This window comes from Listeria cossartiae subsp. cayugensis, assembly GCF_014229095.1.
Classification (GTDB): domain Bacteria; phylum Bacillota; class Bacilli; order Lactobacillales; family Listeriaceae; genus Listeria; species Listeria cayugensis.
The window spans coordinates 24110-44443 of sequence record NZ_JAARZC010000003.1 but is presented as its reverse complement, the minus strand read 5'-3'; the positions used below and the strand labels follow the sequence as shown (position 1 = coordinate 44443).

Here is a 20334-nt window from a genome sequence, read left to right as displayed (position 1 = left end):
GGAGCAATGTTCTAAATGGTTTAGATATCTCTATCTAAAATACTTTTCGTCAAGCGGTACATATCATCACGATACGCGCCAGCTGGTAGTTTTTTAATTTCACGAAGGGCTTTATTCGTATATTTATTAGCAAGTTTAAATGCCTGTTCGACACCATTATATTTAGAAATAAGTGCTAAAACTTGTTCAGAAGCATCATCAGTCATATCTAATTTTTGTGAAAGAAGTGGCTCAAATTCTGCCAAATGACCTTTCATTGCATAAATAAGTGGGAGAGAATAAATACCTTGCTTCATATCATTTAAAACGGGTTTGCCAAGGCCAGCATCTGTACTTGTGTAATCAAGCACGTCATCAATAATTTGAAAAGCCATACCAAGATAATGCCCGATATTATAGCATTTCGCAACAGTCATGCGAGACGCTTTACTGCCACTTGCGCCAGAATAACAACTAAGCGCAAAAAGTTGAGCTGTTTTGCCAGAAATACGCGTCAAATATTCGCGGACAGTAACATCCATTTTGTAGCTAGTGCGCATTTGGTCTAGTTCACCCATTAAAATTTTCTCGATATTTTTACTATTAAATTCGATATTCTCCACAGAAGAAGCATGTGCAGATAAAATTTTGAAACAGATACAGAATAAATAATCGCCAGTATAAACGGCATAATTACGACCATATTTGGAATGAATTGTTGGAATACCGCGGCGTAATGGTGAATCATCAACGACATCATCATGAATCAACGTCGCCATATGAAGCACTTCAAGCGCAGCAGCAATCGAAACAGCACGATCTTTATCAAAATCAGGTCCGGCTTGTGCAGAAAGAAGTGCAAAAGCAGGGCGCAGTAATTTTCCACCAGCGTGAATCAAATCCTTCACATTTTGCTCAACGTGTTTATCGCGGATTTGAATGTTTTTTTCAATTGTTTGTAAGACTTCTTGTAAATCTTTGGAAAGTGCAGGATATTCATCCCACATAGCATGAAGTTGCATATTGAACTCCTTTTTTAAAAGTTATTTTTGTGCTGCTTGACTTTGTTTAGCATCAGCGAACATCCGCAAAGTTTGGACGTTTTTTAATAAGTAGTTTGCCGCAATCCCAACCGCAATTCCGGAAAGAATTCCGATAAAAGATAATACTGGCAAATAAAGCATAACCGACCAAGTACCAGCAATCCAGCTGGCAATAACGAGTTGCCCAACGTTATGTAAAATCCCACCAGTAACACTAACGCCAATGATGCTCACACGTTTTGGACCCAGTTGTTGCACAAGCCACATCCCAAGAAAACTCAAGATTGCCCCCGCCGCACTATACATAAAGGTCGAAATCGTCCCACCAAGCAAAGTGGATAATACTAATCGAATGCAAATTATCATAAATGTATCTTTTGCCGATAATGTATAAAGCGAAATACACGTAATAATATTAGCAAGGCCAAGTTTCGCCCCAGGAGCAAATGCAAATGGAAACGGAATAGCCCGTTCGAGTAAACTAATGACAACAGCTTGTGCAGCCAAAAGTGCTATATATACTAATCGTCTGTTTTTTGTCATAGAAACACTTTCCTATCTATTAGAGGATAAGGTCAGGAAGAGATAATCGGATCATCTGAATCGCCTGAACTCCCGTCACTCGCTTTTACTTCAATTACTAACTTATGTGGAAGACAAACGACCGTATCTCCTTGTTTATCAATTGCACCAGTCCGAACACACACCTGATCGTTACAGTTCGCTTTACTAATTCGGATTTCTTCCCCCGAAACCTCAATCGTGTTAGTATGTCCATCCGGTTGTTTCACATCAAAGCTTTCCGTTCCCTTATGGCCAGTGAGCGTAACGGTCTTATATTCTTTACTATCAACAGAAATAACCGCAACAAGCTCTTTTTTTCCACTAGCAGGAGCCGGTTCATTCGCTTTTACATATGAAAAAATAGCAATCGGCAAAAAGGAGAGTATGCAAAGAGATAAAATAATAATAATATCCCAGCGTTTCACCATAGAAAAATACTTCTTCACCGTATTGCCTCCTTTCAAAATGTCATGTACAAATCCTATTTTAAAGGATAATGCCTAAATATAATAGGAAAAAGTTCAAGAAATAACCAAATAATAAAAACGGAAGCACCTCCTATGCCAAAACTGGCTTTTGGATGCACTCCCGAGTTTTTATTTGAAATTTAACTAGTTAATTTACTTGTCTCTGTAAACGGACCTTGGCTTACCGTACCACCAGTGACCAAGATGTTTTTGGAACCAAGGAACAGCCCAATAATCAAGACCAAATGTGCGTCCAGCGCCATTTAGAAGTGCGATAGAAGCTGGTAACGCCCAGAATTTGTCCCAACCAAGCATAGCGCTTAGTGTAAACATTACTAGGAATCCAGCACTTCCGATACTTACAAGCCAAGTGAATAGACCAACTACCATAGCAAGACCGATTGCAAGTTCAACAAAAGGTACAACTTTTTGCATTACTAGTGCAACGTCAAGGTTTGGCATTAGAAGTTTCATAATCCATTCAAACCAACCAGGCATATGGCTAAGAATTGGAGTAGTTACGTTTGTTGCAGCAGCCCCAGCAGCATCACCGGCAGCTTGACTAGCGCCAGATGTAGCAGCAGTTTGTAACCATTCGAATGGCATTTTAGAGCTTGTTGCAGTTAACCAAGAGTCAGAACCGATACCGTTAAATAAAGGTTTTAAGTTTGTAATACTTACTTTATCCCATGTAGTTTCACCGTAGATTTTAGAAAGAGCTTCGTCAATCCAGAACCAACCTAGATATACACGTAAAGGAAGAACCCAAAGTACGTTACCGTAACGAGAAGTCCAACCACGGAAGATATTACGGTGATCTTTAATGTGGAAGAATTCATGCATAACATATTGCCACATGTAGTAACCACTACGGATACCGAAGAAGTAATACAAGTTAACCATATGTTTCATTAAAATAGCGAACCAACCAGAAAGATGCATGTTACCAAGATGAGCAACACCATATTTAGCTCCGATAGAAACCATTACACCATGGTATTTACCTTGGAATGGTTCTTTTTCGCCAGTACCGCTCATTTCAACGATGATGCTTTTCGCTGCAGTTAATGCAGTTTGTTCAGCGCCTTCAACGATTTGCGGTGTTGGTTTGCCTTCTTCATCTTCAAAGTAAGCAAGGTCACCAACGACATAAACGTCTTTAAGACCATCTGCTTCCATATATTGGTTTACTTTCAAACGGCCTGCACGAGCAGATTCCATGCCGTAATCTTTTGTATCAGAGTTAGCGCGAACACCAGCAGTCCAAATTAATGTACTTGTTGGAAGTTCTTCGCCAGATTTAAGTACGATGCTTTCAGGTTTAACTTCAACGATAGCAGCGTTTTTCATGATTTCAATACCTTTTTTAACCATGTAACGTTCTGCTTTGTCAGCGTCTCTTCTTTCAAGCATGTTTAGAATTGTTGGAGCAGCTTCTACTACAACTAATTTAATTTCAGATGCGTCAATTTTGTTATCTTTAGCAAGACGATCTTTCCATTCTAAAAGTTCCCCAACCATTTCTATACCAGTAAATCCAGATCCACAAACAACGAATGTTAACATTGCTTTACGTTTTTCAACGTCTTGTTCGCGAGATGCTTTCGTTACAGTTTCTTCAATATGATTGCGTAACTTAACAGAATCTTCCCAAGACCAAAGTGTAAAGCCATTTTCGCCAACACCAGGAGTCCCGAAATCATTAGGTTCGCCGCCCATACCTAGTACTAGGTAATCAAACGGATAACTTCCGTGCTCTGTTGTTACAACTTTTTTATCATGATCTACATGTGTCACGTTATCAGTTACAAGATTAACTTTTGTTCTATTAAACAAACGACGTAAATCATATTGAATTGCAGTTGGTTCAACACGACCACCAGCAACCTCATGTAGTTCAGTCATCATTGTATGGTACGAATGACGATCGATTAATGTAATATTAACGTCTTTGTCTTTCTTGTATTTCTTAGCTAATTTCTTAGCAGCGTGTACACCTGCATATCCTGCCCCAATTAAAACGATATTCTTTTCAGGCATATGCTTCCTCAACTCCTTGTAAGTTTATTCACAAAAATAAAATGAGTCCAAAATTCCCCACAGTATTATTATAACCTATCATAGTTTAACAGAAACCTCCTACAAATGTCTAGATAGTAAAGAACAATTCTAATCTAAAATTTAAAAATAGGACTTTATACAAATGTTACATAATTAAACAGGCACAAAGTCCTTGTTATGCATAGGTTGTTAGACATTTTTGTTTGCTATTTTGCGCAAAAAGGTTGGTTTTAGCCATCTTTTATACATCAATAGTCATTATTTTGAAAATTAGATGAATTATGTCTTTAGAATTACAGTAGACAAAACCGGACGCTGATGGTATCATTTGTATTGTAAAAGTGATATCGCTTTCGCAGACTATCGGTTTGTGTTCACGAAATCACAAACAAAGTTAATCAATAAAACAAAAGGTGGGAGCAAAACATGAAATTGAAAAAAGTAGCAATGGGTATTACCGTGGTAATGGCTTCAAGTTTATTACTAGTAGGTTGCGGTAGCAGTGACGACAGCAGCAAAGACAAAAAGAGCACAGACACAAAACAAACAGAAACAAAGAAAACAGCTAAAACTGATGGTACTATGACTGATGGTACTTACAAATTAGAAGAAAAGAATTTTGACGACAAAGGCTGGAAAGCTTTCATGTCAATCGAAGTTAAAGATGGTAAAATTACTAAAGCTAACTACGATTACAAAAACAAAGACGGTAAATTAAAATCCGAAGATGCAGACTACGAAAAAATGATGAAAGATAAAGTAGGTACTGGTCCTCAAGAATACTTGAAACAATTAAGCGATTCTTTAGTTAAAGGTCAATCCGCTTCATCTGTACAAGTAGTTTCAGGAGCAACTCATTCTTCTGACGCATTCATCAACTACGCTAACCAATTAATTCAAGCAGCTCAAAAAGCTGATACAACTACAATTTCCATCAACAACCTAGCTAAAATGGAAGATGGAACTTACAAATTAGAAGAACAAAACTACGCACATGGTTACCGTGTAGTGTTCAGCATGGACGTTAAAGATGGTAAAATTACTAAATCTGACTACAACTATGTTGACAAAGACGGCAAACTTAAATCAGATGACGCTGAATATGAGAAAAACATGAAAGCTAAATCTGGTACTGGTCCAAAAGAATACATCCCAGCACTTAACAAATCTCTTGTAGAAAAACAAGACGTTGCTGCAGTAGACACAGTTTCTGGTGCTACTAATTCTTCTAACCAATTCAAAATCTATGCAGCTCAACTTCAAAATGCTGCACAAAATGGCAACACTGACACAATTAAAGTTTACAACTTAGTAGAAGCTGAATAATCAGCACAATTAATGCACAAAACGGCTGGCCCTGATTTTCGGGGCTAGCCGATTTTTTTATCGAAAAAACAGAGGAATTAAGCCTTTTTACTATAGATTTATTCCTTTTTTTACGCTATAGTTATTCAAGTAAAGATCATGGATTAGAAAGGTGAAAAAGCTCATGAAAAAATGGAAAATAATATTTTCAGTTATCATATTAGCACTCGTTGTATCAGCGTGCGGAAACTCCGGTAAAGAATCAAAAAGCGAACCAAGCGATTCTAAAAATCTAATGGATCAACCATATTCGAAAACAGACTTCCTAATGGGGACAGTTGTAACACTTAAAATTTATGACAAAGACAAAGAAGATGTCCTTGATAAAGGTTTCGACCGCATCAAAGACCTAGCTGCTAAAATTACTACAAGCGATTCAGGGAAAACTTCTGAAGTCGACAAAATCAATGAACAAGCTGGCAAAAAGCCAGTCGAAGTATCCGAAGACGTTTACTATTTAATCCAAGAAGGACTTAAATACTCAGAGAACTCTGGCGGTAGCTTCGACATCACTATTGGCCCATTAACTTCTTTGTGGCACATCGGTTTCTCTGATGCACGTAAACCATCGCAAGCAGAAATCGACGCAGTTTTACCATTAATCAACTACAAAGATGTTAAAATGAACGACAAAGACCGAACTGTCTACTTGGAAAAAGAAGGCATGGAGCTTGATTTAGGTGCGATTGCTAAAGGCTTCATTACCGATGAAACTTTAAAAGTGTTCAAAGAAAATAAAGTAACAACTTCTATTATAGATTTAGGCGGCAACATTTACGTTCAAGGTAACAATCCGAACGGCAACAAATGGAATGTCGGAATTCAAGACCCATTCTCCCCGCGTGGAAGTGTTATTGGGAAACTTCCTGAATCCAACATGTCCATCGTAACTTCCGGTATTTATGAACGTTACCTAGAAGTTGACGGAAAAACATATCATCACATTTTAGATCCAAAAACAGGCTATCCTTTTGATAACGACATTGCAGGAGTTTCAATCGTTTCTAAAAAATCGATTGATGGTGATGGCCTATCAACCGCTACTTTCTCCAAAGGGATTAAAGGTGGAATGGACTACATCGAACAATTTGATGGTGTAGATGCGATTTTCATTAGCAAAGAGAAGAAAGTATACGAAACATCTGGGCTAAAAGGTCAATTCGAATTAACCGACAAAGACTTCCAAATGGATACCGTGAAAAAATAAACTATTATTATAGAAGGAAGTGAGCAGAAATCCACGTGGACTCTGCTCACAATAAATTAAAAAAGGGGTTAAAAAGGGGATATGTCAATACCATCGTTTCTGAAGTTGGTTGAAATCCAAACGAAGATAGCTAGTGTGTTTCCGTTTATGTTAGGGACGCTATTCGTTGTTTATCAATACGATATGTTTAAACCAGTTAATACGCTAATATTTTTTGGTTCGATGTTGATTTTCGATTTAACGACAACCGCGATTAACAACTACATGGATTACCGCAAAGCAACAGACAATCATGATTATGATTACCGAACAACAAGCAACGTCATCGGTCAAGAACAAATTCCGGTACGCACGGTTATTATTACCATTTTCCTGATGTTTTTCATTGCAACCGGCTTAGGCGTATGGTTAGTTTTCCGTACAGATTTGCTAGTTCTATTAATCGGCTTTGTTTGTTTTTGTATCGGCATTTTATATACGTTTGGCCCTGTGCCGCTTTCTCGCATGCCTCTAGGTGAAATTTTTTCAGGCGTGACAATGGGATTCGGGATTTTCTTCTTGGCGGTATATGTGAACGCATACGATGCAGGCATTGCGAATTTACTTTGGCAAGGAGAAATGGTGACGATTCAGTTCAATCTGATAGAAATCATTCGGATAGGTGTGGTATCCTTACCATGTATTTTCACGATAGCCAACATTATGCTCGCGAATAATTTATGTGATTTAGATGAAGATATCAGAAACCATCGTTACACACTTCCCTACTATATAGGTAGAAAAATGGGCGTCCTATTATTTAATGCTTTATACTACGCTTCATTTTTGGCTGTGATTATTTCGGTTGTGGTCAACTTCCTAAGTCCGATCATGCTACTATCAGTTGTAGCGATTTATCCGGTTTATCGTAACTTAGTTAAATTCAATGAAGAACAAGTGAAATCAAAAACATTTGTCATTGGTATTCGTAATTTCGTATTAATTAATGCCACGTTGACGATTTTAATGGCAGTGAGTGTCGCGTTTCAACAATTGACATGAGGAAAGGGGGCTTCTTTGAATGATAGAAAAACTAATATTAGGTCGTTTTGTTCCAGGGGAGTCCTTGATCCATGGTCTGGATGCACGAACAAAATTGTTAGCTGGATTTTATTACATCGGTATTTTATTTTTAGCGAATAACTGGTGGACATATGCATTAATGGTTTTATTTACATTAATGATTGTCCAAATGACCGGCATTAAGCTAAAAGTGTTTATAAAAGGGGTCAAACCGCTAATTTGGCTAATTTTATTTACGGTAGTCATGCAAATACTCTTCGCAAGTGGCGGTACGATTTACTTTGATTGGGGACCATTTACCATCTCCTCATTCGGGCTTCTGAACGGTGTGTTTGTATTTTTACGATTCGTCTTAATTATTATTATGTCGACAGTTATCACGCTGACAACAACGCCTATGAACCTAACAGATGCAATAGCTTACATCCTTCGTCCTTTTGCCGTACTAAAAGTTCCTGTGAATGATATTGCGCTCATGATTTCAGTAGCGCTTCGCTTTATTCCGACGCTTATGGGAGAAACGGACAAAATCATGAAAGCGCAGCGAGCTCGTGGTGTGGATTTTGGTGAAGGAAACCTTTTTGAACAAATGAAAGTGGTCGTTCCAATTTTTATTCCATTATTTGTTAGCTCGTTTAATAGAGCAGAGGAGTTGGCTGACGCAATGGAGGCAAGGGGCTATCAAGGTGGCGAAGGACGCACCCGGTTCCGGATTCTGCATTGGCATTTCGGAGACCTAATCGCAGCTTGTGTAATGATACTTCTAACGGTCGGTCTCGTATTATTAAGAACTACTTAAAAACATTCGATTTCAACGGATGTTTTTTCTTTTTGCAAAAAATCATTAAACGGCTCTATAATGCTGTTTTCAAGCGATGGAAAACCGAGAATCTTCTATATAATAGCTCCTATGAAAATAACTTGAAACTTTTTTCGAAAAGCGGTTGATTACTGCCACCAACCCGTGTATAATAGATAAAGTGCAAATGGACAGGCATTGGTCTGCCCTTTTGACAACGAGCACCCCGGTATTGCCGGGAATGCCCATGTGATGAAGTGAAAGGTTGCTGACACACCCGGCCGCTTTGCCATGGCGGATGTTCAGGTAATTTTCACGGAGAATGTCTACTTTAAAAGTAGGCGAAAAGGAGGGAAAGTAATGGCAAAACAAAAAATTCGTATTCGTTTAAAAGCGTATGATCACCGTATTTTGGATCAATCAGCAGAAAAGATTGTAGAAACAGCGAAACGCTCAGGTGCTTCCGTATCTGGTCCGATTCCACTTCCAACAGAGAAGTCAGTCTACACAGTCTTACGTGCGGTCCACAAATATAAAGATTCTCGTGAGCAATTCGAGATGCGTACACACAAACGTTTAATCGACATCGTTAATCCAACACCACAAACAGTTGATAGCTTGATGCGTTTAGACTTGCCAAGCGGTGTGGACATCGAAATCAAACTATAATAAGAATATATTAAATTAACAGGAGGTGTGACTCATGACCAAAGGAATCTTAGGTAGAAAAGTAGGGATGACACAAGTTTTCACTGAAAACGGCGAACTTATTCCAGTAACAGTAATCGAAGCAGCACAAAACGTGGTACTTCAAAAGAAAACTGTTGAAACTGACGGCTATGAAGCTGTACAAATCGGTTTCGAAGATAAGAGAGCAATTTTGTCAAACAAACCCGAACAAGGTCATGTAGCAAAAGCCAATACTACTCCTAAGCGCTTCATTCGCGAATTCCGCGATGTAAACTTAGACGAGTATGAGATTGGTGCAGAAGTAAAAGTAGACGTATTCGCAGAAGGTGACATCATCGACGCGACAGGCGTATCGAAAGGTAAAGGTTTCCAAGGTGTTATTAAACGCCACGGACAATCACGCGGCCCTATGGCCCACGGTTCCCGTTACCATCGTCGCCCAGGTTCAATGGGTCCAGTAGCACCTAACCGTGTTTTCAAAAATAAACTACTTCCAGGTCGTATGGGTGGAGAACAAATCACTATCCAAAACCTAGAAATCGTTAAAGTAGACGTTGAAAAGAACGTTCTTTTAGTAAAAGGTAACGTTCCAGGCGCTAAAAAAGCATTAGTTCAAATTAAAACTGCTACTAAAGCAAAATAATTCATTTGGAAAGGAGGACTAACGAATGCCAAAATTAAGCTTACTTAAACAAGATGGAACAAACGCTGGCGAAATCACTTTAAACGACACTGTTTTCGGTATCGAACCAAATGAAAAAGTTGTTGTTGACGTAATTTTGAGCCAACGTGCATCCCTACGTCAAGGGACTCACAAAGTAAAAAATCGTTCAGAAGTACGTGGTGGCGGACGTAAACCATGGCGTCAAAAAGGTACAGGTCGTGCCCGTCAAGGTTCAATCCGTTCCCCACAATGGCGTGGCGGTGGTGTCGTATTCGGCCCAACACCTCGTTCATATGCTTACAAATTACCTAAGAAAGTTCGTCGTTTAGCGATTAAATCGATTCTTTCTTCTAAAGTTAACGAAGAAAAATTAGTTGTACTTGAAGGTTTGACTTTCGATGCACCTAAAACAAAAGAATTTGCGGCTTTTCTTAAAAATATCTCTGTAGATACTAAGGCACTAATCGTAGTTGCTGGTGAAAGTGAAAATGTAGAATTATCTGCACGCAACTTACAAGGCATTACAGTTATTCCAGCTGAAAGTATCTCAGTACTAGAAGTTGCTAAACATGATAAATTAATTATCACTAAAGCAGCTGTCGAAAAAGTAGAGGAGGTGCTCGCATAATGGATGCACGCGACATCATTAAGCGCCCAGTTGTAACTGAAGAATCTACAAGCATTCTCGACGATAAGAAATATACATTTGAAGTAGATACTCGCGCAACTAAAACGCAAGTAAAATACGCAATTGAAGAAATTTTCGACGTAAAAGTTGCTAAAGTAAACGTAATGAATTACAAAGGCAAACTTAAACGTATGGGCCGTTATGCAGGTTACACTAACAAACGTCGTAAAGCGATTGTTACTGTTACAGCTGACAGCAAAGAAATTCAATTCTTTGAAGTATAATTCGACTAACTTTAAATAAATCTAACGAGGAGGGGAAACAATGGCGATCAAAAAGTATAAACCTACCACTAACGGGCGCCGGCACATGACTAGTTCTGATTTCGCTGAGATTACTACAAGTACTCCAGAAAAATCTTTACTACGTCCTCTTAAAAAGAAAGCCGGACGCAATAACCAAGGTAAGTTAACTGTTCGTCATCACGGCGGTGGCCATAAACGCCAATACCGCGTGATTGATTTCAAACGTAACAAAGATGGTATTCCTGGACGCGTTGCAACGATCGAGTACGATCCAAACCGTTCTGCTAATATCGCTCTAATCAACTATGCTGATGGAGAAAAACGCTACATTATCGCAGCGAAAGGCCTTGAAGTAGGTCAAACAATTTATTCAGGAGCAGAAGCTGACATTAAAGTTGGTAATGCACTAGAATTAAAAGATATTCCAGTGGGTACTGTTATCCACAATATCGAAATGAAACCTGGTAAAGGTGGACAATTAGTACGTTCTGCTGGAACAAGTGCTCAAGTACTTGGTAAAGAAGGCAAATACGTATTAATCCGCTTAAACTCCGGTGAAGTTCGCATGATTCTTGCTACTTGCCGTGCTACAATCGGTCAAGTTGGTAACGAACAACATGAACTTATCAACATCGGTAAAGCAGGTCGTTCACGTTGGATGGGTAAACGCCCAACTGTTCGTGGATCTGTAATGAACCCGAACGATCACCCACACGGTGGTGGTGAAGGTAAAGCTCCAATCGGCCGTAAATCGCCAATGTCTCCATGGGGTAAACCAACTCTTGGATACAAAACACGTAAGAAAAACAACAACTCCGATAAATTTATCGTACGTCGTCGTAAGAAAAAATAATCGGATTAATAGATTGAATAAAATTGGTAGCAGGATAGCGAGGACATGCGTTCTCAGCTTCCTGACTATGCGAAGGGAGGTTCCGTCATGGGTCGTAGTTTGAAAAAAGGACCTTTTGTTGATGGCCACTTGATGAAGAAAGTGGACGCTGCAGCAGAAAGCGAAAAGAAACAAGTAATTAAAACTTGGTCTCGTCGCTCCACGATTTTCCCAACTTTTGTTGGACTAACAATCGCTGTATATGATGGACGTAAACACGTTCCTGTTTATGTTCAAGAAGATATGGTAGGACACAAACTGGGCGAATTCGCACCAACTCGTACGTACCGCGGTCATGCGGGCGACGATAAAAAAACTAAACGCTAATTTGAGAGGAGGATATCCTAATGGCAAGTGAAGTTACAAGCGCAAAAGCCGTTGCCAAAACGGTTCGTATTGCTCCTCGCAAAGCTAGAATCGTCATTGATTTAATTCGAGGCAAGCAAGTTGGCGAAGCAATTGCAATCTTGAAGTATACTCCAAGATCAGCTTCCCCAATTATTGAAAAAGTATTAAAATCTGCTATTGCTAACGCAGAGCATAACTATGATTTAGACATTAACAACCTTGTAGTAGAGGAAGCATTTGTTGACGAAGGTCCAACACTTAAACGTTTCCGTCCACGTGCACAAGGTCGTGCAAGTGCAATCAACAAACGTACTAGCCACATTACAGTTGTGGTATCTGAAGTGAAGGAGGGATAATTCGTGGGTCAAAAAGTACATCCAATAGGTATGCGTATCGGTGTCATCCGTGATTGGGACTCCAAATGGTACGCGGAAAAAGATTATGCGGACTTCTTACATGAAGATTTACGCATCCGTGATTACGTTGCAAAACGTCTATCTGACGCTTCTGTTTCTCGTGTAGAAATCGAACGTGCAGCTAACCGTGTGAATATCACTATTCATACTGCAAAACCTGGTATGGTTATCGGTAAAGGTGGTTCTGAAGTTGAAGCATTACGCAAAAACTTAAACGAACTTACTCAAAAACGTGTTCATATCAACATCGTAGAAATCAAACGTGCTGACCTAGACGCAAAATTGGTTGCTGAAAATATCGCTCGTCAATTGGAAGGTCGTGTATCTTTCCGTCGTGCGCAAAAACAAGCTATCCAACGTACTATGCGTGCTGGAGCAAAAGGTATCAAAACTCAAGTATCTGGTCGTCTTGGCGGAGCGGATATCGCTCGTGCTGAACACTATAGCGAAGGAACAGTACCTCTTCATACATTGCGTGCCGACATCGACTACGCATGGGAAGAAGCTGACACAACTTATGGTAAACTAGGCGTTAAAGTCTGGATCTACCGCGGTGAAGTCCTTCCTACGAAGAAAAACAATGTGGAAGGAGGAAAATAATAATGTTAGTTCCTAAACGTGTAAAATACCGTCGTGAATTCCGCGGAAACATGCGTGGACGCGCGAAAGGCGGAACTGAAGTTGCATTTGGTGAATATGGTCTTCAAGCAGTTGAAGCTTCTTGGATTACAAACCGTCAAATCGAAGCAGCTCGTATCGCAATGACTCGTTACATGAAACGTGGCGGTAAAGTTTGGATTAAAATTTTCCCTCATAAATCTTACACTTCTAAACCAATCGGGGTTCGGATGGGTAAAGGTAAAGGTGCTCCGGAAGGTTGGGTAAGCCCAGTCAAACGTGGCAAAATTATGTTTGAAATCGCAGGTGTTCCTGAAGATGTGGCGCGTGAAGCATTACGTCTAGCAGCACACAAACTGCCGGTCAAAACTAAGATCGTTAAACGTGAAGAAATTGGTGGTGAAGCAAATGAAAGCTAATGATATCCGTGATTTATCCACTACCGAAATCCAAGATCAAGAAAAAGCTTTGAAAGAAGAGCTCTTCAACCTGCGCTTTCAATTAGCTACTGGTCAATTAGAAAACACCGCACGTATTCGTGAGGTTCGTAAAGCAATTGCCCGTATGAAAACAATCGTTCGAGAAAGAGAACTTGCTTAAAAAAGAATCGTAAGGAGGTTTTAATACATGGCTGACCGTAACCAACGTAAAGTTTATACTGGTCGTGTTGTATCCGATAAAATGGATAAAACAATTACCGTGGTTGTTGAAACGTACAAGAAACATGGTTTGTACGGTAAACGCGTGAAGTATTCTAAAAAATTCAAAGCGCATGATGAAAATAACATTGCAAAAGCTGGCGATGTAGTTCGTATTTCCGAAACTCGTCCATTGTCTGCAACTAAACATTTCCGTTTATTAGAAGTTGTAGAAGAAGCAGTAATTATCTAAATCAAAAGTTAAAAATAGATTGTGAAAAGTTGCCGAGTGCAATTTTTCCGACCCGTTATTCTGGAAGGAGGGTGTCCTAATGATTCAACAAGAAAGTCGTATGAAAGTGGCTGATAACTCTGGTGCTCGTGAAGTTTTAACTATTAAAGTACTAGGTGGATCAGGACGCAAAACTGCTAACATTGGCGATGTTGTCGTGTGTACCGTTAAACAAGCAACACCAGGCGGCGTTGTCAAAAAAGGTGAAGTTGTTAAAGCAGTAATCGTTCGTACTAAGAGTGGAGCACGTCGTCAAGACGGTTCTTACATCAAGTTTGATGAAAATGCATGTGTCATTATCCGTGACGATAAAAGTCCTCGTGGAACACGTATTTTTGGACCTGTTGCTCGCGAACTTCGTGAAAACAACTTTATGAAGATCGTTTCTTTAGCTCCAGAAGTTCTTTAAAAAATAAGTTCCAAGAAATCAAGGAGGTGCTATACCAATGCATGTCAAAAAAGGTGATAAAGTAAAAGTTATTACTGGTAAAGATAAAGGCAAATCCGGCAAAGTGCTCGCAGCATTTCCGAAAAAGGATCGCGTACTTATCGAAGGAATCAATATGGTTAAAAAACATACAAAACCTTCCAACGTCAACCCGCAAGGCGGAATCTTGAATGTTGAAGCACCAATCCACGTTTCAAACGTAATGCTAATTGACCCTAAAACAGGCGAACCTACTCGTGTAGGATACGAAGTTAAAGGCGACAAAAAAGTACGCGTAGCAAAAAAATCCGGTGAAGTAATAGATAAATAATAGTCGTAGGAAGGAGGGAATATTACATGAATCGCCTTAAAGATCAATATCTTAAGGAAATTGTTCCTGCTTTAATGAGCAAATTCAATTATGACTCCGTAATGGAGGTTCCAAAAATAGATAAAATCGTAATCAACACTGGTGTTGGTGACGCTACAGCAAATGCGAAAGTTTTAGACAGTGCAGTTGAGGAGTTAGCTCTTATCACTGGTCAAAAACCTGTAATCACAAAAGCAAAAAATTCTATCGCTGGTTTCCGTCTTCGTGAAGGAATGCCAATCGGTGCTAAAGTAACTTTGCGTGGTGAACGCATGTATGATTTCTTAGATAAATTAGTTACTGTTTCACTTCCACGTGTTCGTGATTTCCGTGGCGTATCGAAAAAAGCTTTCGATGGTCGTGGTAACTATACGTTGGGTGTTAGAGAGCAACTTATTTTCCCTGAAATTGATTACGATCAAGTATCAAAAGTACGCGGTATGGACGTAGTAATCGTTACAACTGCCAAAAGTGATGAAGAATCTCATGAGTTACTAACTCAACTAGGGATGCCATTTCAAAAGTAATCAAAACTAATTTAGTAGGGAGGCGAAAACGTGGCTAAGAAATCCATGATCGCGAAGCAAAAACGTACACCTAAATACGCTGTTCAAGCATATACTCGTTGTGAACGTTGTGGTCGTCCACATTCCGTTATTCGCAAATTTAAATTATGCCGTATTTGTTTCCGTGAACTTGCCTATAAAGGTCAAATTCCCGGCGTGAAAAAAGCAAGCTGGTAAGAAAGAGTTTAAGGAAGGAGGGTATTATACATGGTGATGACAGATCCAATTGCAGATTTTCTAACTCGCATTCGTAATGCAAACATGGTTAAACATGATAAATTAGAACTGCCTGCATCCAAAATCAAAAAAGAAATTGCTGAAATATTGAAGCGTGAAGGTTTTATCCGTGACGTTGAATATATTGAAGATGACAATGCTGGAACAATCCGTGTTTTCTTAAAATATGGAGCGACTGGCGAACGTGTAATCACTGGTTTGAAACGTATCAGTAAACCAGGTTTACGTGTATATGCAAAATCAACTGAGGTGCCTAAAGTACTTAACGGTCTAGGTATCGCAATCGTGTCTACTTCCCAAGGTGTTTTAACCGACAAAGAAGCCCGTGCTAAACAAGTCGGCGGAGAAGTACTAGCATACGTTTGGTAAGAAAAAGTAAACCATAAGGAGGTGCAATAAATGTCCCGTATAGGTAAAAAAACTATTGTGATTCCTGCAGGTGTAACAGTTACACTTAATGGATCAACAGCAACAGTTAAAGGTCCTAAAGGTGAACTTGTAAAAGAGTTCAACCCAGAAATTACTATTAAAATCGAAGGCAACGAAATTAACGTTTCTCGCCCGTCTGATAATAAAAACCACCGTGCACTTCATGGTACAACTCGTGCTATTCTTAATAACATGGTTGTCGGAGTTTCCGAGGGTTATGAAAAGAAATTAGAACTTATCGGTGTTGGTTACCGTGCGCAAAAACAAGGCGACAAGCTTGTTCTTAACGTAGGGTACTCTCATCCAGTAGAGTTTGTTGCTCCTAAAGGCGTAGATATTGAAGTTCCTGCAAACACACAAGTGATTGTTAAAGGATACAACAAAGAACACGTTGGCGAGTTAGCTGCAAACATTCGTGCCGTACGTCCACCAGAGCCATATAAAGGTAAAGGTATTCGTTACGAAGGCGAACATGTACGCCGTAAAGAAGGTAAAACTGGTAAATAATGCCGCTTAATTAGGCAAATGAGAGAAGAGGTGAGTCGTGTGATTACCAAAATCGACAAAAATAAAGTACGTAAAAAAAGACATGCTCGTGTTCGTTCTAAGATTTCTGGAACTGAAAGTCGTCCACGTTTAAACGTATTCCGTTCAAACAAAAACATTTATGCTCAAATTATTGATGATGTAAATGGTGTGACACTTGCAAGTGCGTCTAATTTAGATAAAGATTTCGGTTCTGCTGAATCCAAAGTTGATGCAGCAAGCAAAGTTGGCGAACTAGTTGCTAAACGTGCTTCCGAAAAAGGTATTACTTCTGTCACTTTTGACCGTGGAGGATACTTATATCATGGCCGCGTGAAAGCTCTTGCTGAAGCAGCTCGCGAAAATGGACTAGAATTTTAATAAGAAGGAGGGACATATTACATGCCTGAGCAAATTGATGGAAACAAATTAGATTTAGAAGAACGCGTTGTTACAATCAACCGTGTTGCTAAAGTAGTTAAAGGTGGACGTCGTTTCCGTTTCACAGCACTTGTTGTTGTTGGAGACAAAAACGGTCATGTTGGTTTCGGTACTGGTAAAGCGCAAGAAGTTCCAGATGCTATCCGTAAAGCTGTTGAGGATGCTAAAAAGAACATGGTGCGTGTACCAACTGTAGACACAACTATTCCACACACTGTAGTCGGACATTTTGGTGGCGGAGAAATTCTTCTTAAACCTGCTAGTGCCGGTTCTGGTGTAACTGCTGGTGGTCCCGTTCGTGCGGTCCTAGAACTTGCCGGTGTTGCTGATGTATCTTCCAAATCGCTTGGATCTAATACACCAATTAACATGGTTCGTGCTACAATCGACGGAATTAAACAACTGAAAAACGCTGAAGATGTTGCGAAACTTCGTGGCAAAACAGTAGAAGAATTGTTAGGATAAGGAGGGAATTATCATTATGGCGAAGTTAGAAATTACTCTAAAACGTAGCTTAATCGGACGCCCTCAACCACAACGCAAAACTGTTCAAGCATTAGGTCTTGGTAAAACAAATTCTGTAGTGGTTAAAGAAGATAATCCTGCAATTCGTGGGATGATCACTAAAGTAAGTCATTTAGTGGACGTCAAAGAAGTTTAAGCTTAAAAAATTATGCAATTTGATAGAATTTGTTAAATAGGAGGAGGTGCTTGACATGAAACTACATGAACTTAAGCCTTCAGAAGGTTCTCGTAAAGAACGTAATCGTGTTGGTCGTGGAACAGGCTCTGGTAACGGCAAAACTTCAGGACGCGGTCATAAAGGACAAAAAGCTCGTTCTGGTGGTGGCGTACGTTTAGGTTTTGAAGGTGGACAACTTCCACTTTTCCGTCGTATTCCAAAACGTGGATTCACAAACATCAACCGTAAAGAATTTGCTATCGTGAACTTGGATGTTTTAAACCGCTTTGAAGATGGTACAGAAGTAACGCCAGAACTTTTAGTTGAAACTGGAATTATTCGTAATGAAAAATCCGGAATCAAGATTTTATCTAATGGAAATATCGAGAAAAAACTTACTGTGAAAGCGAACAAATTCTCTGCAGCTGCAAAAGAAGCAATTGAAGCAGCTGGCGGAAAAACTGAGGTGATCTAATGTTTCAAACGTTAGTTAACTTCTTCAAAGTAGCAGACATCCGTAAAAAAATACTATTTACATTAGCAATGCTAGTTATTTTCCGTATTGGTACATTCGTGCCAGTACCGGGAGTTAACGCAGCAGCACTACAATCTAGTATGGATGGCGGTATTTTGGGGTTCTTAAATACATTTAATGGTGGGGCTTTAAAAAACTTCTCAATTTTTGCCATGGGTGTAATGCCTTACATTACATCTTCCATTATTGTTCAGTTACTTCAAATGGACGTTGTTCCTAAATTGACTGAGTGGTCTAAGCAAGGGGAAATGGGTCGTAAAAAACTCAATCAACTTACTAGATACATGACAATTGGACTTGGTTTAGTTGAAGCTTTCGGTATGGCATACGGGTTTAACCGCATGTCAGCAGCTGGCCTAGTTATTGAACCTTCCATAGGTAGATATGCAATTATCGCTGTTGTATTAACTACTGGTACAATGTTCTTAATGTGGTTAGGAGAGCAAATCACTGTTAAAGGTGTTGGTAATGGTGTCTCCATCATTATCTTTGCAGGTATTGTTGCTCGTATTCCTGATGGAGTACGTCAACTATATGTTTCGCAAATCGAAAACGCTGGTGATCAACTTTTCCTACATGTTCTGACGTTAGTTGGTGTAGGGGTTGCGATTTTAGCTATTGTTGTAGCTGTAATCTTCTTCCAACAAGCATTACGTAAAATTCCAATTCAATACTCTAAACGTGTAGCAGGAGCAAAACAATCGGGCGCGCAAGCAACGCACTTGCCGTTAAAACTTAACTCTGCCGGAGTTATCCCAGTTATCTTTGCAAGTGCATTTATTATTACACCGCAAACCATTCTTACTTTCTTTGATCAAAGTAACGATGTGGTAAAAGTATTGAAAGACGTGTTTGATTACACAAAACCAATTGGTATGATTTTATATGTTGCACTAATTGTTGCTTTCACTTATTTCTATGCTTTCATTCAAGTGAACCCTGAGAAAGTTGCAGACAACTTGAAAAAGCAAGGTGGGTATATTCCTAGTAAACGTCCTGGTCGGGAAACACAAGCTTATCTTACATCGGTACTTTACCGACTAACATTTGTTGGTGCAATTTTCCTTTCAGCGGTTGCTATACTTCCAACTATCGGTACTACTGTGTTTAGTTTACCTCAGTCGTTAGCCGTTGGTGGTACAAGCCTACTAATTGTTATCGGGGTAGCATTAGATACTACGAAACAACTCGAAGGACAACTTGTAAAAAGGAACTATCGGGGATTTATCAAATAACACGCAGTTCTTGTTAGGGATTCCTAGCAGGAGCTAGCGCGTAATAAGGGGCGAAACAGTTGAAATTAGTATTAATGGGACTGCCCGGCGCCGGAAAAGGCACACAAGCGGAACAGATTGTTGAGAAATACAACATTCCTCATATTTCCACTGGAGATATGTTCCGAGCAGCTATGAAAAATAACACAGAGTTAGGACGCAAGGCTAAATCCTTTATGGATAACGGCGATCTTGTTCCTGACGAAGTAACAAATGGTATCGTTCGTGAACGTTTAGCCGAAGATGATGCTAAGGATGGCTTCTTGCTTGATGGTTTTCCGCGTACTGTGGAACAAGCAGAAGAGCTTGAAAATATTCTACGTGATTTAGGAACAGAACTTGATGCTGTCATTAACATTGACGTTGAGAAAGATGTTTTAATGAAACGTCTTACTGGTCGCTGGATTTGCCGGACTTGCGGTAAAACTTACCATGAAATTTACAACCCACCGAAAGTTGCTGGGAAATGTGATTTAGATGGTGGAGAACTTTACCAACGTGAGGACGACAAGAAAGAAACCGTTGAAAATCGACTAAATGTAAATATGAAACAGACCAAGCCGCTTCTTGATTTTTACTCCGAAAAGGGTAAACTTCATAGCATAAACGGCGAGCAAGATATTAATGACGTTTTTGTAGATGTGGAAAAAATTCTTGCTTCTTTTTGAGGAGTGAGCTGTGCTGAAATCACTGTCAAAATCAATGCGTGCAAATTAGATTAATTTGTAGTATAATGGATAATTGGCAGTGGAATTAAAGGCATCTATGCAAATCATGATGAACGAGAGAACCGTTTGAAGATCATCCGAA

At 39.5% G+C, this 20334-nt stretch carries 31 protein-coding genes; 27 read left to right on the top strand and 4 right to left on the bottom strand.

All coding sequences use genetic code 11. The features are described 5' to 3' along the window. Positions 1-20: 20 nt before the first annotated feature. The 4 genes from HCB49_RS10000 to HCB49_RS09985 all read right to left on the bottom strand — a co-directional run bounded on the left by HCB49_RS10000 (position 21) and on the right by HCB49_RS09985 (position 4093). On the bottom strand, positions 21-1001 hold the full coding sequence (locus tag HCB49_RS10000; RefSeq protein ID WP_185604840.1) for a polyprenyl synthetase family protein: 981 nt from the start codon (positions 999-1001) through the stop codon (positions 21-23). Between the two features lie 21 nt (positions 1002-1022). Beyond that, entirely contained in the window at positions 1023-1565 is a 543-nt protein-coding gene (gene eetB, locus HCB49_RS09995; protein ID WP_003723627.1) for a flavinylation system FAD exporter subunit EetB, read from the bottom strand. Positions 1566-1597: 32 nt separating this feature from the next. Next, positions 1598-2032 carry a flavin-based extracellular electron transfer system protein EetA gene (eetA, locus tag HCB49_RS09990; protein WP_185604839.1) on the bottom strand — a complete coding sequence of 145 codons (435 nt, stop codon included), beginning with the start codon at positions 2030-2032 and terminating at the stop codon, positions 1598-1600. Between the two features lie 174 nt (positions 2033-2206). Next, positions 2207-4093, bottom strand: a complete 1887-nt coding sequence (locus HCB49_RS09985) for an FAD-dependent oxidoreductase (protein WP_008948859.1) — start codon at positions 4091-4093, stop codon at positions 2207-2209. A gap of 447 nt (positions 4094-4540) precedes the next feature. Between HCB49_RS09985 and pplA the strand changes: the two genes are divergently transcribed. The 27 genes from pplA (at position 4541) to HCB49_RS09850 (ending at position 20192) form a co-directional block, all read left to right on the top strand. Then, entirely contained in the window at positions 4541-5440 is a 900-nt protein-coding gene (gene pplA / locus HCB49_RS09980; protein ID WP_185391931.1) for an extracellular electron transfer flavoprotein PplA, read from the top strand. Between the two features lie 163 nt (positions 5441-5603). Further along, entirely contained in the window at positions 5604-6686 is a 1083-nt protein-coding gene (locus tag HCB49_RS09975) for an FAD:protein FMN transferase (protein WP_185604838.1), read from the top strand. An 81-nt stretch (positions 6687-6767) separates the two neighbouring features. After that, complete coding sequence (gene menA, locus HCB49_RS09970; RefSeq protein WP_185604837.1) at positions 6768-7727, top strand: 1,4-dihydroxy-2-naphthoate polyprenyltransferase; 960 nt, start codon at positions 6768-6770, stop codon at positions 7725-7727. Between the two features lie 19 nt (positions 7728-7746). Then, complete coding sequence (gene fmnA, locus HCB49_RS09965) at positions 7747-8547, top strand: FAD export ECF transporter transmembrane subunit FmnA (protein WP_185480349.1); 801 nt, start codon at positions 7747-7749, stop codon at positions 8545-8547. Between the two features lie 360 nt (positions 8548-8907). Beyond that, positions 8908-9216, top strand: a complete 309-nt coding sequence (rpsJ, locus tag HCB49_RS09960; RefSeq protein ID WP_007474836.1) for a 30S ribosomal protein S10 — start codon at positions 8908-8910, stop codon at positions 9214-9216. Positions 9217-9250: 34 nt separating this feature from the next. Then, complete coding sequence (rplC, locus tag HCB49_RS09955; protein ID WP_003726733.1) at positions 9251-9880, top strand: 50S ribosomal protein L3; 630 nt, start codon at positions 9251-9253, stop codon at positions 9878-9880. Positions 9881-9905: 25 nt separating this feature from the next. After that, positions 9906-10529 carry a 50S ribosomal protein L4 gene (rplD, locus tag HCB49_RS09950; RefSeq protein ID WP_003727695.1) on the top strand — a complete coding sequence of 208 codons (624 nt, stop codon included), beginning with the start codon at positions 9906-9908 and terminating at the stop codon, positions 10527-10529. Continuing rightward, the gene (gene rplW, locus HCB49_RS09945; RefSeq protein WP_003728540.1) at positions 10529-10813 is read left to right on the top strand and encodes a 50S ribosomal protein L23; all 285 of its coding nucleotides are present in this window, start codon (positions 10529-10531) and stop codon (positions 10811-10813) included. Before rplD ends, rplW begins: the two co-directional genes overlap by 1 nt. A 40-nt stretch (positions 10814-10853) precedes the next feature. Then, positions 10854-11687 carry a 50S ribosomal protein L2 gene (gene rplB / locus HCB49_RS09940; RefSeq protein WP_003727696.1) on the top strand — a complete coding sequence of 278 codons (834 nt, stop codon included), beginning with the start codon at positions 10854-10856 and terminating at the stop codon, positions 11685-11687. 87 nt (positions 11688-11774) lie between these two features. Continuing rightward, on the top strand, positions 11775-12053 hold the full coding sequence (rpsS, locus tag HCB49_RS09935) for a 30S ribosomal protein S19 (RefSeq protein ID WP_185391934.1): 279 nt from the start codon (positions 11775-11777) through the stop codon (positions 12051-12053). A 20-nt stretch (positions 12054-12073) separates the two neighbouring features. Continuing rightward, entirely contained in the window at positions 12074-12430 is a 357-nt protein-coding gene (gene rplV, locus HCB49_RS09930; RefSeq protein ID WP_003727697.1) for a 50S ribosomal protein L22, read from the top strand. A 3-nt stretch (positions 12431-12433) separates the two neighbouring features. Beyond that, positions 12434-13090, top strand: a complete 657-nt coding sequence (gene rpsC / locus HCB49_RS09925; RefSeq protein WP_003720944.1) for a 30S ribosomal protein S3 — start codon at positions 12434-12436, stop codon at positions 13088-13090. Positions 13091-13092: 2 nt separating this feature from the next. Beyond that, entirely contained in the window at positions 13093-13527 is a 435-nt protein-coding gene (rplP, locus tag HCB49_RS09920; protein WP_003720943.1) for a 50S ribosomal protein L16, read from the top strand. Next, a complete protein-coding gene (rpmC, locus tag HCB49_RS09915; protein ID WP_003720942.1) occupies positions 13517-13708 on the top strand; it encodes a 50S ribosomal protein L29 in 192 nt (63 codons plus the stop codon). The genes rplP and rpmC overlap by 11 nt, the downstream gene beginning before the upstream one ends. Positions 13709-13735: 27 nt before the next feature. After that, a complete protein-coding gene (rpsQ, locus tag HCB49_RS09910) occupies positions 13736-13999 on the top strand; it encodes a 30S ribosomal protein S17 (RefSeq protein ID WP_008948849.1) in 264 nt (87 codons plus the stop codon). A 79-nt stretch (positions 14000-14078) separates the two neighbouring features. Next, positions 14079-14447 carry a 50S ribosomal protein L14 gene (gene rplN / locus HCB49_RS09905; RefSeq protein ID WP_003723686.1) on the top strand — a complete coding sequence of 123 codons (369 nt, stop codon included), beginning with the start codon at positions 14079-14081 and terminating at the stop codon, positions 14445-14447. Between the two features lie 37 nt (positions 14448-14484). Beyond that, positions 14485-14796 (top strand): 50S ribosomal protein L24, encoded by a 312-nt coding sequence (gene rplX / locus HCB49_RS09900; RefSeq protein WP_003728539.1) that lies wholly within the window; start codon positions 14485-14487, stop codon positions 14794-14796. Positions 14797-14822: 26 nt separating this feature from the next. After that, positions 14823-15362 (top strand): 50S ribosomal protein L5, encoded by a 540-nt coding sequence (gene rplE / locus HCB49_RS09895; RefSeq protein WP_003720938.1) that lies wholly within the window; start codon positions 14823-14825, stop codon positions 15360-15362. A gap of 30 nt (positions 15363-15392) precedes the next feature. Further along, positions 15393-15578: a type Z 30S ribosomal protein S14 gene (locus tag HCB49_RS09890; RefSeq protein WP_003723684.1), complete on the top strand. Its 186-nt coding sequence runs from the start codon at positions 15393-15395 to the stop codon at positions 15576-15578. A 30-nt stretch (positions 15579-15608) separates the two neighbouring features. Further along, positions 15609-16007 (top strand): 30S ribosomal protein S8, encoded by a 399-nt coding sequence (rpsH, locus tag HCB49_RS09885; RefSeq protein WP_003720937.1) that lies wholly within the window; start codon positions 15609-15611, stop codon positions 16005-16007. A gap of 30 nt (positions 16008-16037) precedes the next feature. Continuing rightward, a complete protein-coding gene (rplF, locus tag HCB49_RS09880) occupies positions 16038-16574 on the top strand; it encodes a 50S ribosomal protein L6 (protein WP_008948847.1) in 537 nt (178 codons plus the stop codon). Between the two features lie 39 nt (positions 16575-16613). Further along, complete coding sequence (gene rplR / locus HCB49_RS09875) at positions 16614-16973, top strand: 50S ribosomal protein L18 (protein WP_003739848.1); 360 nt, start codon at positions 16614-16616, stop codon at positions 16971-16973. 21 nt (positions 16974-16994) lie between these two features. Next, positions 16995-17498 (top strand): 30S ribosomal protein S5, encoded by a 504-nt coding sequence (gene rpsE / locus HCB49_RS09870; RefSeq protein ID WP_185396568.1) that lies wholly within the window; start codon positions 16995-16997, stop codon positions 17496-17498. A 16-nt stretch (positions 17499-17514) separates the two neighbouring features. Beyond that, complete coding sequence (gene rpmD, locus HCB49_RS09865; protein WP_003720933.1) at positions 17515-17694, top strand: 50S ribosomal protein L30; 180 nt, start codon at positions 17515-17517, stop codon at positions 17692-17694. 55 nt (positions 17695-17749) lie between these two features. Then, a complete protein-coding gene (gene rplO / locus HCB49_RS09860) occupies positions 17750-18190 on the top strand; it encodes a 50S ribosomal protein L15 (protein ID WP_003723680.1) in 441 nt (146 codons plus the stop codon). Then, positions 18190-19485 carry a preprotein translocase subunit SecY gene (gene secY, locus HCB49_RS09855; RefSeq protein ID WP_185391935.1) on the top strand — a complete coding sequence of 432 codons (1296 nt, stop codon included), beginning with the start codon at positions 18190-18192 and terminating at the stop codon, positions 19483-19485. The genes rplO and secY overlap by 1 nt, the downstream gene beginning before the upstream one ends. Before the next feature lie 59 nt (positions 19486-19544). Then, positions 19545-20192, top strand: a complete 648-nt coding sequence (locus tag HCB49_RS09850) for an adenylate kinase (protein ID WP_185391936.1) — start codon at positions 19545-19547, stop codon at positions 20190-20192. Positions 20193-20334: the final 142 nt, after the last annotated feature.